Origin of the sequence: Agromyces terreus, assembly GCF_009749465.1 — a bacterium.
GTDB classification, from domain to species: Bacteria; Actinomycetota; Actinomycetes; order Actinomycetales; family Microbacteriaceae; genus Agromyces; species Agromyces terreus.
In genome coordinates this window covers 1,118,486-1,134,920 of the sequence record NZ_WBIS01000001.1, presented here as the reverse complement: position 1 = coordinate 1,134,920, position 16,435 = coordinate 1,118,486, and the positions used below count along the sequence as shown (strand labels likewise).

The 16,435-nt window shown below is 71.3% G+C and carries 17 protein-coding genes; 15 read left to right on the top strand and 2 right to left on the bottom strand.

The features are described 5' to 3' along the window. Window positions 1-33: 33 nt before the first annotated feature. From lepA to hemW, 3 genes are read left to right on the top strand one after another with little or no spacing between them, the layout of a single operon-like run. Complete coding sequence (lepA, locus tag GQQ92_RS05115; RefSeq protein WP_156998079.1) at window positions 34-1,890, top strand: translation elongation factor 4; 1,857 nt, start codon at window positions 34-36, stop codon at window positions 1,888-1,890. A 7-nt stretch (window positions 1,891-1,897) separates the two neighbouring features. Further along, entirely contained in the window at window positions 1,898-2,548 is a 651-nt protein-coding gene (locus GQQ92_RS05110) for a DUF1990 family protein (RefSeq protein WP_156998078.1), read from the top strand. Between the two features lie 2 nt (window positions 2,549-2,550). Next, a complete protein-coding gene (hemW, locus tag GQQ92_RS05105; RefSeq protein WP_156998077.1) occupies window positions 2,551-3,777 on the top strand; it encodes a radical SAM family heme chaperone HemW in 1,227 nt (408 codons plus the stop codon). Window positions 3,778-3,783: 6 nt separating this feature from the next. On the opposite strand, the gene GQQ92_RS05100 is transcribed toward hemW, so the two are convergent. Continuing rightward, the gene (locus GQQ92_RS05100) at window positions 3,784-4,164 is read right to left on the bottom strand and encodes a DUF4870 domain-containing protein (RefSeq protein WP_156998076.1); all 381 of its coding nucleotides are present in this window, start codon (window positions 4,162-4,164) and stop codon (window positions 3,784-3,786) included. Window positions 4,165-4,282: 118 nt separating this feature from the next. Beyond that, entirely contained in the window at window positions 4,283-4,756 is a 474-nt protein-coding gene (locus GQQ92_RS05095; RefSeq protein ID WP_156998075.1) for a DUF4870 domain-containing protein, read from the bottom strand. Window positions 4,757-4,947: 191 nt separating this feature from the next. Here GQQ92_RS05095 and hrcA point away from each other — a divergent pair, with 191 nt between their 5' ends. From hrcA to GQQ92_RS05035, 12 genes are all read left to right on the top strand, one after another. Beyond that, window positions 4,948-5,970, top strand: a complete 1,023-nt coding sequence (hrcA, locus tag GQQ92_RS05090; RefSeq protein ID WP_156998074.1) for a heat-inducible transcriptional repressor HrcA — start codon at window positions 4,948-4,950, stop codon at window positions 5,968-5,970. Window positions 5,971-6,019: 49 nt separating this feature from the next. Further along, entirely contained in the window at window positions 6,020-7,120 is a 1,101-nt protein-coding gene (gene dnaJ, locus GQQ92_RS05085; protein WP_156998073.1) for a molecular chaperone DnaJ, read from the top strand. 16 nt (window positions 7,121-7,136) lie between these two features. Next, complete coding sequence (locus tag GQQ92_RS05080) at window positions 7,137-7,871, top strand: 16S rRNA (uracil(1498)-N(3))-methyltransferase (RefSeq protein WP_156998072.1); 735 nt, start codon at window positions 7,137-7,139, stop codon at window positions 7,869-7,871. Between the two features lie 24 nt (window positions 7,872-7,895). After that, window positions 7,896-8,255, top strand: coding sequence for an HIT domain-containing protein (locus GQQ92_RS05075; RefSeq protein ID WP_156998071.1), 360 nt, complete (start codon window positions 7,896-7,898; stop codon window positions 8,253-8,255). Next, window positions 8,245-9,348 (top strand): PhoH family protein, encoded by a 1,104-nt coding sequence (locus tag GQQ92_RS05070; protein ID WP_372493400.1) that lies wholly within the window; start codon window positions 8,245-8,247, stop codon window positions 9,346-9,348. The genes GQQ92_RS05075 and GQQ92_RS05070 overlap by 11 nt, the downstream gene beginning before the upstream one ends. Then, complete coding sequence (gene ybeY / locus GQQ92_RS05065; RefSeq protein WP_156998070.1) at window positions 9,345-9,806, top strand: rRNA maturation RNase YbeY; 462 nt, start codon at window positions 9,345-9,347, stop codon at window positions 9,804-9,806. The genes GQQ92_RS05070 and ybeY overlap by 4 nt, the downstream gene beginning before the upstream one ends. Window position 9,807: 1 nt before the next feature. Further along, window positions 9,808-11,124: a hemolysin family protein gene (locus GQQ92_RS05060; RefSeq protein WP_156998069.1), complete on the top strand. Its 1,317-nt coding sequence runs from the start codon at window positions 9,808-9,810 to the stop codon at window positions 11,122-11,124. Then, on the top strand, window positions 11,102-12,010 hold the full coding sequence (gene era, locus GQQ92_RS05055; RefSeq protein WP_156998068.1) for a GTPase Era: 909 nt from the start codon (window positions 11,102-11,104) through the stop codon (window positions 12,008-12,010). Before GQQ92_RS05060 ends, era begins: the two co-directional genes overlap by 23 nt. Before the next feature lie 106 nt (window positions 12,011-12,116). After that, complete coding sequence (locus GQQ92_RS05050; RefSeq protein ID WP_232057495.1) at window positions 12,117-13,346, top strand: sensor histidine kinase; 1,230 nt, start codon at window positions 12,117-12,119, stop codon at window positions 13,344-13,346. Then, a complete protein-coding gene (locus GQQ92_RS05045; RefSeq protein WP_156998067.1) occupies window positions 13,343-14,014 on the top strand; it encodes a response regulator in 672 nt (223 codons plus the stop codon). Before GQQ92_RS05050 ends, GQQ92_RS05045 begins: the two co-directional genes overlap by 4 nt. Window positions 14,015-14,139: 125 nt before the next feature. Continuing rightward, window positions 14,140-14,901: an ABC transporter ATP-binding protein gene (locus GQQ92_RS05040; protein WP_156998066.1), complete on the top strand. Its 762-nt coding sequence runs from the start codon at window positions 14,140-14,142 to the stop codon at window positions 14,899-14,901. After that, window positions 14,898-16,301, top strand: coding sequence for an ABC transporter permease (locus GQQ92_RS05035; RefSeq protein WP_156998065.1), 1,404 nt, complete (start codon window positions 14,898-14,900; stop codon window positions 16,299-16,301). Before GQQ92_RS05040 ends, GQQ92_RS05035 begins: the two co-directional genes overlap by 4 nt. Window positions 16,302-16,435: the final 134 nt, after the last annotated feature.

The window sequence follows — 16,435 nt, the reverse complement described above, 5'->3', positions numbered from 1 at the left end:
AGTGCGAACCCAAGTCATGGGAGAATCGACGGGATGTCTCCGAGAGCCCAGACCCCGCCGGTGCCCGCCGCCACCGACCCCGCGCTGATCCGCAACTTCTGCATCATCGCGCACATCGACCACGGCAAGTCGACGCTCGCCGACCGCATGCTCGGCATCACGGGGGTGGTGAGCGACCGCGACATGCGCGCGCAGTACCTCGACCGCATGGACATCGAGCGCGAGCGCGGCATCACGATCAAGAGCCAGGCCGTGCGCATGCCGTGGCAGGTCGGCGACACGTCGTACGCGCTGAACATGATCGACACCCCCGGGCACGTCGACTTCAGCTACGAGGTCTCGCGCTCGCTCGCGGCCTGCGAGGGCGCGATCCTGCTCGTCGACGCGGCGCAGGGCATCGAGGCGCAGACCCTCGCCAACCTCTACCTCGCGCTCGAGAACGACCTCGAGATCATCCCGGTGCTGAACAAGATCGACCTGCCGGCGGCCGAGCCCGAGAAGTACGCACGCGAGCTCGCCGAGCTCATCGGCGGCGACCCCGACGATGTGCTGAAGGTGTCGGGCAAGACGGGCCTCGGCGTGGAGGACCTGCTCGATCGCGTGGTCGAGCGCATCCCGGCACCGGTCGGCGACGCGGATGCCCCGCCGCGGGCCATGATCTTCGACTCCGTCTACGACAGCTACCGCGGCGTGGTGACGTACGTGCGCATGGTCGACGGCAAGCTGAACCCGCGCGAGCGCATCCAGATGATGTCGACGAGGGCGACGCACGAGATCCTCGAGATCGGCGTGAGCGCGCCCGAGCCGACCCCGACGAAGGGCCTCGGCGTCGGCGAGGTGGGTTACCTCATCACCGGCGTGAAGGACGTGCGCCAGTCGAAGGTCGGCGACACGGTCACGACGGCGGCGAAGTCGGCGACCGAGGCGCTCGCGGGCTACACCGAGCCGCTGCCGATGGTGTTCTCGGGTCTCTACCCGATCGACGGCAGCGACTACCCCGAGCTCCGCGAGGCACTCGACAAGCTCAAGCTGTCGGATGCCGCGCTCGTGTACGAGCCCGAGACCTCGGTCGCGCTCGGCTTCGGGTTCCGCGCGGGGTTCCTCGGCCTGCTGCACCTCGAGATCATCACCGAGCGCCTCCAGCGCGAGTTCGGCCTCGACATCATCGCGACGGCCCCGAGCGTCGTCTACGAGGTCACCACCGAGGACCGCAAGACCGTGACGGTGACGAACCCGAGCGAGTTCCCCACGGGGGCGAAGATCTCGGAGGTGCGCGAGCCGATGGTGCGTGCGGCTATCCTCGCGCCGAAGGACTACGTGGGCACCATCATGGAGCTCTGCCAGTCGCGCCGCGGCGCCCTGCTCGGCATGGACTACCTCGGCGAGGACCGCGTCGAGATCCGCTACACGATCCCGCTCGGCGAGATCGTGTTCGACTTCTTCGACCAGTTGAAGTCGAAGACCGCGGGGTACGCCTCGCTCGACTACGAGCCCGTGGGCGACCAGGCCGCCGACCTCGTGAAGGTCGACATCCTCCTCCAGGGCGAGCAGGTCGACGCCTTCAGCGCGATCGTGCACCGCGACAAGGCCTACGCCTACGGCGTGCTCATGACGGGGCGCCTGCGCAAGCTCATCCCGCGCCAGCAGTTCGAGGTGCCGATCCAGGCCGCCATCGGCGCGCGCATCATCGCGCGCGAGTCGATCCGCGCGATGCGCAAGGACGTGCTCGCCAAGTGCTACGGAGGTGACATCAGCCGCAAGCGCAAGCTTCTCGAGAAGCAGAAGGAGGGCAAGAAGCGCATGAAGATGGTGGGCCGGGTCGAGGTTCCCCAAGAGGCGTTCATCGCCGCCCTGAGCGGGGACGTCGAGACGAAGGACGCGAAGAAGTAGGCCGAACATGACCCGTCGAAGCACGTTCACCGACCAGTCCGTGACCTACGGGTCCATCGGCGCGACGCTCGACCCCGATCTGCTGCGCTATCCGCCGCAGGGCTACCTGCCGGCCGAGGACTCGGTGCGCATCGGCAGCGGGGCCGAGCGCTTCGAGCGCACGGTCGAGGCGCTCATGACCTGGGGCGTCCAGCGCGGCGCCGGGTACGAGGTGACGGATGTCTCCGCCGGGACCGGCGCGCAGTATCCCGGCATCGTCTACGACGTCGAGGGTTCGCCGCTCGCCGAGCAGCCGGGGCCGCGCACCGAGGACCGCTTCGGGGCCGACGGCACGCCCTACATCGCCCCCGGCATGCAGGCCACCCTCGTGCGCCACGATCGTCTCGGTTCGAAGCGCACGCCGGTGCTCGTCGTCTACGTGATCGACGAGCCGGGCCGGGTGGGCTACGCCTACGGCACGACGGGCGACGGGCTCGAGGGCGGCGAGGAGTCGTTCGTGCTCGAGCACCGCGACGACGACACGGTGTGGCTGACGATCCGTTCGTTCCGCGAGATCCCGACGGGTGTGAAGCGTTCGATCGCGCCCGTGATCCGTCGCCGTCGGCGCGAGCTGACGCGTCGGCAGTTGCGCGCGCTGCATCCCGCCGGCGGCGTGTAGGCGTGGGTTCGGCGCTCCCGCTCGGCGAGCCCGCACCGCTCGACGGCCTGCTCCCGGGCTCGGCGTCCGTCGGTTCCGACGCGCGCGCGTTCGGCGTCTACATCCACGTGCCGTTCTGCCGGGTGCGGTGCGGCTACTGCGACTTCAACACGTACACGGCGAGCGAGCTGCGCGGTGCCCGTCAGGCCGACTACGCCGACCATGCGATCGACGAGGTGCGGATGTCGCGGCGCGTGCTCGCGGCATCCGGAGTCCCCGCGCGGGAGGCGTCGACCGTGTTCTTCGGCGGTGGCACGCCCACGCTGCTGCCGGCCGACGACCTGGTGCGCATGCTCGGCGCGGTGCGCGACGAGTTCGGGCTGGCCGCCGGCGCCGAGGTCACGACCGAGGCGAATCCCGACTCGGTCGGCCCCGAAGACCTGCTGCGGCTCGCCGAGGGCGGGTTCACGCGCGTCTCGTTCGGCATGCAGTCGGCGGTGCCGCACGTGCTCGCCGCGCTCGATCGCACGCACGATCCGGCGCGCGTGCCGCTCGTGGTGCGGTGGGCGCGCGACGCCGGGCTCGACGTGAGCCTCGACCTCATCTACGGGACGCCGGGGGAGTCGCTCGACGACTGGCGTCGCAGCGTCGACGCGGTGGTCGCCGAGCGGCCCGATCACGTGAGCGCGTACGCCCTCATCGTCGAGGAGGGCACGAAGCTCGCCAGGCAGATCCGCCGCGGTGAGCTCGCGCGGCCCGACGACGATCTCGAGGCCGACATGTACGAACTCGCCGACGACGCCTTCGGCTCGGCGGGGTTCGAGTGGTACGAGGTGAGCAACTGGGCGAGCGATGCCGCCCATCGCTCGCGCCACAACCTCGGGTACTGGCGGGGCGACGACTGGTGGGGCGTCGGGCCCGGGGCCCACAGCCACGTCGGCGGCGTGCGCTGGTGGAATGCGAAGCATCCGGCCGCCTATGCCGAGCGGCTCTCGGCGGGGCACTCGCCCGCGGTGGGCCGGGAGGTGCTCGACGCGCCGACGCGAGAGGCCGAGCGCGTGCTGCTGCTGACCCGCATCCGCGAGGGCATCGAGATCGCCTCGCTGCATGTTGCGGGGCGGCACGCCGTCGCGGGCCTCATCGCCGACGGGCTGGTGGACGCGAAAGCCGCCCTCGCCGGTGTGCTGACGCTCACCAGGCGAGGACGGCTGCTCGCCGACGCCGTGGTGCGGCGCCTGCTCGAGGAGTGACCCCGATCAGCTCACGAACTTGATCGAGAGCGGGTAGGTGTACGGCTGGCCCTGGTTGGCCTTGACCGCGGCGATGATGCTGAACACGACCACGATGACCGCGACGGCGATGACGATGACGATGCCGATGAGCACGAAGATCAGGATGGTGCCGACGATCATCGCGATCGTCATGGTGATCTGGAAGTTCAGGGCGGTCGCGGTGTGGGCGCGCACGAACGGGCCGCGGTCCTTCAGGACCAGGTAGCCGATGAGGGCCGGGATGAAGCCGAAGAAGATGCCGCCGATGTGCACCAGGGTCGCCCAGAGCTTCTCGTCGCTCGGGCTGAGCTGGGGGCTCGGCTGGTAGGGGCTCTGCGGCGGGGGAGGAGGGGGCAGGTCGGACATTCGTGAACTCCTGTTCGGGGCGCTGTGCCGCGGGACTGCGGACGCCACCATGCTGGCACAGCGACGCCCGCCGCGGGAGGGGACGCTCCCGCGGCGGACGAATCGCGAGTCGGATCCGCTACTTGATCAGGCGAATGGCGAAGGGGTAGCGGTAGTGGTTGCCGTCCTTCGCCTGGAGGAAGGCGATGATCGAGAAGACCACGCCGACGATCCAGACGGCCCAGGAGAGCAGGCCGAGCACGCTGCCGAGGCCGAACGTCACGAAGGTGATGATCGTGGTCAGGATGAAGAGGGCGATCTGGGCGAAGACCAGGGTGATCTGGAAGTTCAGCGCCTCCTTCGCCTCGGTGTTCGTGAACTGGCCGCGGTCCTTGAAGACGAGCCAGATGATGAGCGACGGGAGGAACCCGAGGATACCGCCGAGGTGGGCGAACGAGCCCCACTGCACGTCCTGCTCGCGCGAGAGCGGGGCGGCGGGCGCGACCGGCTGGGCGGCGGCGGGCTGACCGGCGGCGGGCTGGCCGGCGGCCGGCTGCTGCGGCGGCGTCGGCGGCACGTTCGGATCGGACGGGCCTGCGGTGGGATCTGACATGATGCGTGCCTTTCGGGGTTCGGGGAGTGAGCCGCTGCTGCGAGGAACGGGCGATCGCAGCCTTGATGACTCGCGGATCACGCCAACGGTAGCGCCGGGGCGGAGTGTCGGCAATGGGGATTACCCTGAGATTGCCGGTATGATTGGCACTCGCACCGAACGAGTGCTAAAGGTCGGCGAAAGCGAGGAACATGGTCTCCGAACGCAGCCTCGCCGTCCTCCGCGCGATCGTGCAGGACTACGTCGCCTCCCGGGAGCCCGTGGGGTCGAAGGCGATCGTCGAGCGCCACGCGTTCGGGGTCTCCGCCGCGACGATCCGCAACGACATGGCCCTCCTCGAAGAGGAGGAGCTCATCGCGGCCCCGCACACCTCCTCGGGTCGCATCCCCACCGACAAGGGCTATCGGGTCTTCGTCGACCAACTCACCGAGGTGCGCCCCATGACGCGCGCGCAGCGGCACGCGATCGAGACGTTCCTCGGCGAGTCGAGCGACCTCGACGAGCTCCTCGCCCGCACGGTGCGACTCGTCGCCCAGCTGACCAGGCAGCTCGCGGTCGTGCAGTACCCGAGCTTCGGCAGCGCCCGCGTGCGCCACATCGAGCTCGTCTCGCTCGCGCCCGACCGCGTCCTCTGCATCCTCATCACCGACTCCGGCCAGGTCGAGCAGCGGGTCGCCGAGCTCGCCCGGCGCATCGACGACGAGACGCTGGCCGCGTTGCGCGCGCGCCTGAACGAGGTCGTCGGCGGCAAGGCGATGGCGGATGCCGCGGACGCGCTGTCCGGTCCGTTCGACGACGTCGCCCCGGTCGACGCCGAGGCGCTGCGCACGCTCGCGACCACGCTCGCCGAGCAGGCGCGGGCGCAGCGGCAGGACCGCCTCGTCGTCGCGGGCGCCGCGAACCTCGTGCGCACCGAACAGGACTTCGCGGGGTCGATCCTCGGCGTCATCGAGGCCATCGAGGAGCAGGTCGTGCTGTTGCGCCTCTTCGGCGAGATGGCCGGCGACGAGCACCCGGTGGCCGTGCGCATCGGGCGCGAGAACGCGTCGTTCGGGCTCGGCGAGGCGTCGGTGCTCTCGAGCGCGTTCGAGATCCCCGGGCGCGACGTCTCGCGGCTCGGGGTGGTCGGCCCGACCCGCATGGACTACTCGCACAGCATCGCCGCGGTTCGCGCGGTCGCCAGATACCTCTCCCGCACGCTCGGCGAGAACTGAGCCGGCCGTCCCCCCTCGGCCCTCCCGCAATCGAAAGGACACGCCCTCCGTGGCAGATCACTACGAAGTCCTCGGCGTCTCCCGCGAGGCCACGCCCGACGAGATCAAGAAGGCCTATCGGCGCCTCGCCAGAGAGCTGCACCCCGACGTCAACCCGGGCGCGGAGGCATCCGAGCGCTTCAAGTCGGTCACGCACGCGTACGACGTGCTCTCCGATCCCAAGCAGCGCCAGCAGTACGACCTCGGCGACCAGGGCGGATTCGGGGGAGCGCAGGGCTTCGGCGGATTCGGCGACATCTTCGAGACGTTCTTCGGAGCCGGTCAGCAGACCCGCGGGCCGCGGTCTCGTCGCGAGCGGGGCCAGGACGCCCTGATCCGCGTCGAGGTCGGCCTCGACGAGGTCGTCTTCGGCACGCACCGCGAGATCGAGGTCGACACGGCCGTCGTCTGCCAGACCTGCAACGGGTCGTGCTGCCAGCCGGGCACCTCGCCGGTCACGTGCGACATGTGCCACGGCACCGGCTCGATCCAGCGCGCCGTGCGCTCGCTCCTCGGCAACGTCATGACCTCGAGCCCGTGCGGCACGTGCCGCGGCTACGGCACGGTCATCGCGACCCCGTGCGTGACCTGCCAGGGGCAGGGTCGCGTGCGCGCACGCCGCACGGTCCCGGTCGACATCCCGGCCGGCGTCGACACGGGCGTCCGCCTGCAGATGCCCGGCTCGGGCGAGGCCGGCCCCGCGGGCGGGCCGAACGGCGACCTGTACCTCGAGATCAAGGTCAAGAACCACGACGTCTTCAGCCGCAACGGCGACGACCTGCTCGCGACGCTCGAGATCTCGATGACCGACGCGATCCTCGGCACGACGGCGAAGATCGAGGCCCTCGACGGCGACGTCGACGTCGAGATCAAGGCGGGTCTGCAGAGCGGCGAGATCCTGACCGTCAAGGACCGCGGCGTGACCAAGCTCCGCGGCAACGGCCGGGGCGACCTCAAGGTCGGCGTGCAGGTGGTCACCCCGACGAAGCTGTCGTCGAAGGAGCGCGATCTCATGCAGCAGTTCGCCGCGTCGAAGAAGGCGCCCGCACCGGCGCTCAGCCACTTCCAGCAGGGCCTCTTCGCGCGCCTGCGCGACCGGTTCCTCGGCTGAGAGCCGAGATCGCGCGATGAGCCACCTCTACCTCGACGAATCCCTCGACCTCGCCGGCGCGTCGGCGGGCGACGAGGCGCGGCTCACCGGCGACGAGGCGCGCCACGCCGTGACCGTGTCGAGGCTGAGACCGGGCGAGCAGGTGGCGATCGGCGACGCCCGCGGCACGCTCGCGCAGTGCGCCGTCGTCGCGACCGCGCCGCGCGAGCTCGTCGTCGAGGTCGTCTCGGTCGAGACGGTGCCGGCTCCGAGTCCCCGCATCACCCTCGTGCAGGCGCTCGCGAAGGGCGACCGCGACGAGCTCGCGGTGCAGGCCGCCACCGAACTGGGCGTCGACGCGATCGTGCCGTGGTCGGCGAGCCGGTCGGTCTCGCGCTGGGAGGGCGCGAAGGCCGAGAAGGGCCGCGCGCGCTGGGCGAGCATCGTGCGCGAGGCGACCAAGCAGTCCATGCGGGCGTGGATGCCCGAGGTCGCCGCCCTCACCGCGACCGCGGGCGTCGCCGCCCTGTGCGGCGGGGCGCGGGTACTGCTGCTCGAGCCCACGGCCGAGGCGCGCATCACCGACCTCCGCGACGACGGCCGCGACCTCGTGCTCGTGGTCGGGCCGGAGGGCGGCATCGCGCCCGGCGAGCTCGAACGGCTCGTGGCCGCGGGCGCCGAGACCGTGCGGCTCGGCTCCTCGGTCCTGCGCACCTCGACGGCGGGCCCCGCGGCGATCGCCGTGCTGAGCGCCGAACTCGGGCGGTGGTGAGGCATCCGTCGGTACGATGGGGGGATGACCGCAGCCGAGGCCGAGCCCACCGTCTTCGAGCGCATCGCCGCGCGTGAGATCCCCGCGACCATCGTCGCCGAGACCCCGCGCGTCATCGCGTTCCACGACATCGCGCCCAAGGCGCCGGTGCACGTGGTCGTCACGACGAAGACCGGCGCGTACCGCGACGTCGTCGAGCTCGCGGCCGGCGACCCCGGCCTGCTCGCCGAACTCGTGGAGGTCGCACGGGGCGTCGCGTCAGACCTCGCCGACGGCGAGTTCCGGCTCGTCTTCAACACGGGCGCCGGCGCCGGCCAGACCGTGTTCCACGTGCACGCCCACGTGCTCGCCGGCGGCCTCGAGGAGGCCTCGCTTGGCGGATGACCCGCAGCACGAGCCCGTGACCGACCCGGCGCACGACGACGAGGAGCGGCTGCGCATCGACGGCATCGCGATGGTGCGCCTCCTCGGCCCGCAGGACCGCCTGCTCTCCACGGTGCAGCGCGAGTACCCGGGCGTCGAGGTGCATGTTCGCGGCAACGAGATCGGCATCCGCGGCGAAGCCGAAGACCGACGCAGGGTCCGCCGCCTCATCGAGGAGCTCCTCGAGCTCGTCCGAGGCGGGCAGGACCCGACACCCACCGAAGTGAGGAGCTCGGCCCGCATGATCGACGCCGATCCCGATTCCCGTCCGTCCGAGCTGCTCGCGCAGGTCATCGTCTCGTCCAGGGGCAAGACCATCCGCCCGAAGACCGAGGGGCAGCGCGCCTACGTCGACGCCATCGACGAGCACACCATCGTCTTCGGCATCGGCCCTGCGGGCACGGGCAAGACCTACCTCGCCATGGCGAAGGCCGTGCAGGCGCTGCAGCGCAAAGAGGTCAGCCGCATCATCCTCACGCGTCCGGCCGTCGAGGCCGGCGAGCGGCTCGGGTTCCTGCCCGGCACGCTGACCGACAAGATCGACCCGTACCTCCGGCCGCTCTACGACGCGCTGAACGAGATGATGGACCCCGAGATGGTGCCGAAGCTGCTCGCCTCGGGCACGGTCGAGGTCGCCCCGCTCGCCTACATGCGCGGCCGCACCCTCAACGACTCCTTCGTCGTGCTCGACGAGGCGCAGAACACCACGCCCGAGCAGATGAAGATGTTCCTCACCCGGCTCGGCTTCGGGTCGAAGATGGTGGTCACCGGCGACATCACCCAGATCGACCTGCCGGGCGGCGCGAGCGGCCTGCGCACCGTGACGCGCATCCTCGACCACGTCGACGACATCCACTTCTCACGGCTCACGAGCGAAGACGTCGTGCGCCACACGCTCGTCGGCCGCATCGTCGACGCCTACACCGAGTACGACCAGCGCGCGCAGGCGCAGCGGTTCGAACGCGACCAGGCGCGCGAGTTCGCGAACCGTGCCGAACGACGCGGGCACGCCGCCCCGCGCGACCACCTCCCTCGAAGGGGCAGCAACTCGTGAGCATCGAGGTCAACAACGAATCAGCGGTCGAGATCGACGAGACCGTGCTGCAGCGGCTCGCCGTCTACGTGCTCGACGCGCTGCACGTGCACCGCGACGCCGAACTGGCGATCGTGCTCGTCGACGAGGGCGCGATGGAGCAGCTGCACGTGCAGTGGATGGACGAGCCGGGCCCCACCGACGTGCTCAGCTTCCCGATGGACGAGCTGCGCCCGGGCAGCGACGAGAACCCGACGCCGCCGGGCCTGCTCGGCGACATCGTGCTGTGCCCGCAGGTCGCCGAGACGCAGGCGCGCGCCGCGGGGCATCCGCTCGTCGACGAGCTGACCCTCCTGACGACCCACGGACTCCTGCACCTGCTCGGGTTCGACCACGCCGAGCCCGAAGACGAGCGGGAGATGTTCGGACTGCAGCGCGACCTCCTGGTGGGCTTCACGATGCAGGAGCGGCGCCGCTGACATGCAACCCTGGCTCTTCCTCGGTGCGGCCCTGATCCTCGTCGCATTCGGCGGGCTCATGGCCGCCGTCGACTCCGCGCTCGCGGCCACGAGCCGGGCGGATGTCTCCGACCTGTCGGTCGGCTCGCGCGCCCGTCGGTCGTTGCTCGCGATCGCCGACGACACCGGCGCGCACGTGAACGCCGTGAACTTCATGCGCATCATCGCCGAGACGACCGCGGCGGTGCTCGTGACCCTCGCGTTCGCGTCCTTCCTCGACAACGTGTGGTGGGTGCTGCTCTGGTCGGCCCTGCTCATGACGGCCGTCTCGTTCGTGCTGGTCGGGGCGAGCCCGCGCAGCGTGGGGCGCGCGCACGCCGGCACGGTGCTTCGGCTCACGGCACCGCTCGTGCACTTCCTCCGCGTGCTGCTCGGCCCGCTCGCGAACGCGCTCGTCTCCCTCGGCAACCGGGTGACGCCCGGGCGCATCCGCTTCGCCGGCGTCTCGAGCGAGGAGCAACTGCTCAGCATGGTCGACGAGGCGACCGAGCTCGAGGTGCTCGACGAGGGCGACCGCGAGCTCATCCACTCCATCTTCGAGTTCAACGACACGGTCGCCCGCGAGGTCATGATCCCGCGCACCGACATGGTGACGATCGACTCGACGGCGCATCTCGCCCAGGCGATGGCGCTGTTCCTGAACGCCGGGTACTCGCGAATCCCGGTCATCGAGCAGGATGCCGACGACGTCGCCGGCATCCTGTACCTGCGCGACCTGGCCAGGCTCGGCTTCGAGCGGCCGCTCGACGCGGGCGACCTGACCGTCGGCGAGCTCGTGCGGCCGGCCGTGTTCGTGCCCGACTCGATGAAGGCCGACGCGCTGCTGCGCCAGATGCAGCTCGACAAGAACCACCTGGCCATGGTCGTCGACGAGTACGGCGGCATCGCCGGGCTCGTCACGCTCGAAGACGTCATCGAAGAGCTCGTCGGCGACATCTCCGACGAGTACGACCGCGAGGCCGTGCAGGTCGAGGACCTGGGCGACGGCCGCTACCGGGTGAGCGCGCGGCTTCCGGTCGACGAGCTCGGCGAGGTGTTCGGGCTCGAGCTCGAAGACGAAGACGTCGACTCCGCGGGCGGTCTGCTCGCGAAAGGCCTCGGGCGCCTCGCGCAGCCCGGCGAGCGGGCCATGGTCTCGGGGCTCGTCCTCGAGGCCGAGCGCACCGAAGGACGCAGGAAGCGCATCTCGACGATCCTCGTCGAACGCGATCAGGCCCTCATCGACGCGCAGACCGCGTTCGAGCCGGTCGACCCCGATGGAAGGAAGCACCGTGGCTGAGTACCGCGCAGGATTCGTCTCGTTCGTGGGGCGGCCCAACGTCGGCAAGTCGACGCTCACCAACGCGCTGGTCGGCGAGAAGGTGGCGATCACGAGCTCGAAGCCGCAGACCACGCGGCGCGCGATCCGCGGCATCGTGCACCGCGACCACGGCCAGCTGATCCTCGTCGACACGCCGGGCCTGCACCGCCCGCGCACGCTGCTCGGCGAGCGCCTCAACTCGCTCGTGCAGTCCACCCTCGGCGACGTCGACGTGATCGCGTTCTGCGTGCCCGCGAACGAGCCCATCGGCCCGGGCGACCGGTTCATCAACGAGCAGCTCGACCAGTATCCGCGGGCGAAGAAGGTCGCCGTGGTCACGAAGACCGACGCCACGTCGAAGTCGAAGATCGCCGAGCAGCTCCTCGCCGTGTCGGAGCTGCGCGAGTGGGCGGCGATCGTGCCCGTCTCGGCCCCCGAGGGCGACCAGCTCGAGGTGCTCGTCGACGAGTTGCTGACCCTCCTGCCCGAGTCGAGCCAGCCGCTGTACCCGGCCGAGACGACCACCGACGAAGACACGTCCGAACGCATCGCCGAGTTCATCCGCGAGGCGGCCCTCGAGGGCGTGACCGACGAGCTGCCGCACTCGATCGCCGTGGTCGTCGACGACATGGTCGAGCGCGAAGACAAGGACCTGCTCGAGATCTACGCGAACCTCTACGTCGAGCGCGACAGCCAGAAGGGCATCATCATCGGCAAGGGCGGCGCGCGGCTGCGCGAGGTCGGCGCGACGGCGCGCGCACAGATCGAGGGCCTGCTCGGCCGCAAGGTCTACCTGGCGTTGCACATCAAGGTCGCGAAGGACTGGCAGCGCGACCCGAAGCAGCTGGGGCGCCTCGGGTTCTGATCGGTCGAGGTCCCCGCCATCGGGCCGACGGATGCCGCGTACGACTCGAGGATGATTCGGCCCGGGCCGCGCGGCATCCGGAGCATGCAGCGCGTACGGTGGAGCGGTGCCCGAGTCCCGCATCAGCCGCGCGAAGCTGAGGACCGACATCATCCTCGCGGTGGTGTTCGGCCTGATGGCGCTGCCCTTCGCGCTGCTCGGCAACTGGGCCGACCTGGTCGCCCTGCTGGCGTTCCTCACCGCGCTCTCGGTGCGGCGACTCGACCCGGCGTGGTCCCTCGGCATCGCGTGGGGCGCCGCGGTCGTGCAGATGGCGGCGCTTCGCGACCTGCAGTTCTACGACTTCGCGGTGCTCGGCGTGCTCTACTCCACGTCGGCGCACGGCGGCCGGCTGCTGAAGTGGCTCGGGTTGGCCTCGGCCGTCGTGGGGGCGCTGATCGCGACGGTGTACCTGCAGGTGCTGATGCCGTTGTTCGAGGGCTTCGACGTCGCCGGGCCGCACGCCTGGGTCATCGCCGCGTTCCTCTTCGTCGCCTCGTCGGCGCTGCTGGTGCTCGCGTGGACCGCCGGCCTGCTCGCCCGCTCGGTGCGCGACGGGCGCGAGGTGCGCCGCCGCGAGGAGGCGGCCAATCGCGAGCGCGAGCTCGTCGAGTACCGCTACGGCGTCGAGCAGGAGCGCAACCGCATCGCGCGCGACATGCACGATGTCGTGGCGCACTCGCTCGCCGTCGTCATCGCCCAGGCCGACGGTGCGCGGTTCGCGGCGAAGACCCGGCCTGATGCGGCATCCGAGGCGCTCTCGACGATCTCCGGCGTCGCCCGCGGCGCGCTCGGCGACGTCCGCGTGCTCCTGGCCGAGCTGCGCCACCGCGAGGGAGCGGCGCCGCAGCCGGTGCTCGACGACCTCGACGGGCTCATCGAGGGCGTGGTCGATGCCGGACTCGATGTGCGCCTCGTCGAGACGGGGGAGCGTCGCGAGCTCGGCACCGGCCACCAGATCGCCGTCTACCGCATCGTCCAGGAGGCGCTGACGAACGCGCTGCGACACGGCGACACGGCGGCGCCGGTGGACGTGCGCATCGCCTGGGCCGACGAGGCCGTCGCGCTCGAGATCTCGAACCGCGTCGCTGCGGATGCCGCGGGCGCGGGCGGGGGCTCCGCGGCGGGCGCCGTGGCGGTTGCCGCCGGCTCGGCACCGACCGCGGCGCGGCACGGCATCACCGGCATGCACGAGCGCGCCCAACTCGTCGGTGGCTCGCTGAGCGCGGGGCCCGGCACCGACGGCGGGTTCCGCGTCGTCGCGAACATCCCGGCGCAACCGAGGAGCGACGTATGACCGGCATCCGCGTGGCGCTCGTCGACGACCAGGCGCTGTTCCGGGGCGGCGTTCGCATGCTCGTCGAGTCGCAGCCCGACCTCTCGGTGGTCGGCGAGGCCGGCGACGGCATCGCCGCGGTCGACCTCGCCGCCGCGACCCGGCCCGACGTCATGCTCATGGACGTCCGGATGCCGCTGCTCGACGGCATCCAGGCGACCGAGCGCATCCTCGCCGGAGCCGAACGCGACGGGCGACGTGCGCCGCGGGTCCTCGTGCTCACGACGTTCGACCTCGACGAGAACGCGGCGAGCGCGATCCGGGCCGGCGCGAGCGGATTCGTGCTGAAGGACGCCGACCCCGAGTTCCTGCTCGCGGCGATCCGCACCGTGCATCAGGGCAATCAGGTCATCGCGGCCAGCGCGACCCGCGAGCTCTTCGCGCAGGTGACGCGCGGGAGCGGTCGACGCCCCGCCCCGGAGTCGTGGCGCACCCTGACGCCGCGCGAGCGCGAGATCTTCGCGCTCGCGGCGCGCGGCCTCTCGAACGGCGAGATCGCGGCATCCGAGTTCCTCTCGGAGGCGACGGTGAAGACGCATGTGAGCCGCATCCTCGCGAAGCTCGGCCTGCGCGACCGGGTGCAGCTCGTCGTGTTCGCGTACGAACACGACCTCGGCGCGATCGAGTAGGCGCGATCGAGTAGGCGCGGTCGCGGAAGCGCGGTCGCGGCGCCGCGGCGTCATCCGCTGGGATGACGCAGGACCATCCCCTCGCCGGATGACCGCGGGCGGGGCCGATCCGTAGCGTCGACGTCATGCAGATCCAACCCTCAGACCTCGGGCTCATCGCACGCGTCACCACCCTCGCCAAGCGCTACGGCAGCGGCTCCGGGGCGGTCAGCGCGCTCGAAGACGTCTCCATCGGCCTCCGACGCGGCGAGTTCACGGCGATCATGGGCCCGTCGGGCTCGGGCAAGTCGACGCTCATGCACATCATGGCGGGACTCGATTCGCCCTCGTCGGGCCGGGTCTGGCTCGGCGACACCGAGATCACCGACCTCGGCGACCGCGAGCTCACCCTGCTGCGCCGCCGACGCATCGGGTTCGTCTTCCAGTCGTTCAACCTCGTGCCCACCCTCGACGTGCGGGCCAACGTGATGCTGCCGTTCGACCTCGACGGGCGCCGGCCGACCGCGCAGGAGCGTGCGTGGATCGACGAGCTGCTCGACACGCTCGGGCTCACCGCGCGCGTCACCCACCGTCCGCACGAGCTCTCGGGCGGGCAGCAGCAGCGCGTGGCCATCGCCCGCGCGCTCGCGACCCGGCCGGATCTCGTCTTCGCCGACGAGCCGACCGGAAACCTCGACTCCCGCACCGGCCGCGAGGTGCTCGCGCTCCTCGCCTCGGCCGCCGCGAAGTACGGGCAGTCGATCGTCATGGTGACCCACGACCCGATCGCCGCGAGCCACGCCGACCGGGTCGTGTTCCTCGCCGACGGCCGGATCGTGCGCGACGCCGGGCGCTCCGGCGCCGAGCAGATCAGCACGTACATGCTCGCCATGGAGGCGGCGGCATGAGCCGGCTCCGCGATCAGGCGCCGACGCTGCTCGTCGCCGGCCTCGCCGCCGCGTTCGGCGTCGCCCTGCTGCAGATCACGGGCATCCTCACCGCGATCATCACGTCGCAGAACGGGTTCTCCGAGAGCGCCACGGTGCAGCTCATGCTGGGCCTCGTCGCCGCCGTCTTCATCGTCATCGCCGTCTACGTCAGCGCGATCGTGACCTCGAACACCGTCGCGACGGTCGTCGCGGGGCGCACCCGCCTCATCGCGCTCCTGCGGCTCATCGGGGCGAGCGCGCGCACGCAGCGCGTCGCGATCGCACGCGAGGGACTGCTCGTGGGCGCGGCCGGCTCGGTGCTCGGCGCGCTCGTCGGCACCGCCGCGGCGTGGGGCATCGCCGAGATCGGCATGGCGCAGGGGAGCATCCCGCGCGCGGAGTACTCGCTGCTCTCGCCGATGCTGCTCCTGCCAGTCGCGGCCGTCGTGCTGACGACCTGGCTCGCGGCGTGGACCGGCTCGCGACGGGTGCTCGCGGTGCGGCCCGCGCAGGCGCTCGGCGATGCGAACGAGGCCGACTTCGACGAGGTCTCCGCGCGGCGCGGACGGGCCGTCGCGGCCTGGGTCCTCGCGGTGCTCGGGGTCGGCCTGCTCGCGCTCGGCGTGCTCGTGGGGCTCGTGCGACCCGAGGGCGTGCTGCTCGGCCTCCTCGGCGGCATCCTCTCGTTCACCGCCGTCGTGCTCGCCGCGCACCGGGTGATGCCGCCGGTGCTGCGGCTCGTCGGCCGCATGTTCGGCGAGCGGCCCCCCGCCCGGCTCGCGGCCGAGAACGCGGTGCGCCACCCCGAGCGTTCGGCGCGCATGACGATCGGGCTCGTCATCGGCGTCACCCTCGTGACCACGTTCGCCGTCACGATGGAGACGTACCGGTCGATGCTCCTCGACGCGACCGACGACCGCGCGGACCTGCAGGCCTCCATCGGCCCCGTCATCGACGCGACCGTCGCCGTCTTCTCGACGCTCATCGGGTTCAGCGCCGTGATCGCGGCCGTCGGGCTCGTGAACACGCTCTCGATCAGCGTGATGCAGCGCACCCGCGAACTCGGCCTGCTGCGCGCGCTCGGCTTCGACCGCACGCAGGTGCGCGTCATGGTGCTCGTGGAGGCCGCGGCGCTCACGGTCGCCGCGACGCTCACCGGGCTCGCGCTCGGCATCGCCTACGGATGGGCGGGCGCGCAGTCGATGCTCGGATCGGTCGGCGCCGGGGGAACGGGCGTGGGCCTCGTCGCACCCGTGATCCCGTGGCCGGTGGTCGGCGTCGTCGTGGCGGCCGCGGCGGTGCTCACCCTGGCGGCATCCGTCGCCCCGATGCGGCGCGCGGTGCGCGTGGCCCCGGTGCGCGCGCTCGCGATCGACTGAGCGTCGTGCGTGCCGCCGCGGCAGGTGTTAGCCTAGATGCGTGTCTTACGGCCTGCTTCTCCTTAGCTGCCGCAGCGAGTCCTAGTTCTCAGGCCTCCCTCGCTGCGGAGTTCGTCGTCGGCTGAATCATCCGC

Coding starts and splice junctions, on each gene's coding strand:
- lepA (WP_156998079.1), top strand. CDS start 34: ATGTCTCCGAGAGCCCAGACCCCGCCGGTGCCCGCCGCCACCGACCCC.
- GQQ92_RS05110 (WP_156998078.1), top strand. CDS start 1,898: ATGACCCGTCGAAGCACGTTCACCGACCAGTCCGTGACCTACGGGTCC.
- GQQ92_RS05100 (WP_156998076.1), bottom strand. CDS start 4,164: ATGTCCGACCTGCCCCCTCCTCCCCCGCCGCAGAGCCCCTACCAGCCG.
- GQQ92_RS05095 (WP_156998075.1), bottom strand. CDS start 4,756: ATGTCAGATCCCACCGCAGGCCCGTCCGATCCGAACGTGCCGCCGACG.
- hrcA (WP_156998074.1), top strand. CDS start 4,948: ATGGTCTCCGAACGCAGCCTCGCCGTCCTCCGCGCGATCGTGCAGGAC.
- GQQ92_RS05080 (WP_156998072.1), top strand. CDS start 7,137: ATGAGCCACCTCTACCTCGACGAATCCCTCGACCTCGCCGGCGCGTCG.
- GQQ92_RS05075 (WP_156998071.1), top strand. CDS start 7,896: ATGACCGCAGCCGAGGCCGAGCCCACCGTCTTCGAGCGCATCGCCGCG.
- GQQ92_RS05060 (WP_156998069.1), top strand. CDS start 9,808: ATGCAACCCTGGCTCTTCCTCGGTGCGGCCCTGATCCTCGTCGCATTC.
- era (WP_156998068.1), top strand. CDS start 11,102: ATGGAAGGAAGCACCGTGGCTGAGTACCGCGCAGGATTCGTCTCGTTC.
- GQQ92_RS05045 (WP_156998067.1), top strand. CDS start 13,343: ATGACCGGCATCCGCGTGGCGCTCGTCGACGACCAGGCGCTGTTCCGG.
- GQQ92_RS05040 (WP_156998066.1), top strand. CDS start 14,140: ATGCAGATCCAACCCTCAGACCTCGGGCTCATCGCACGCGTCACCACC.
- GQQ92_RS05035 (WP_156998065.1), top strand. CDS start 14,898: ATGAGCCGGCTCCGCGATCAGGCGCCGACGCTGCTCGTCGCCGGCCTC.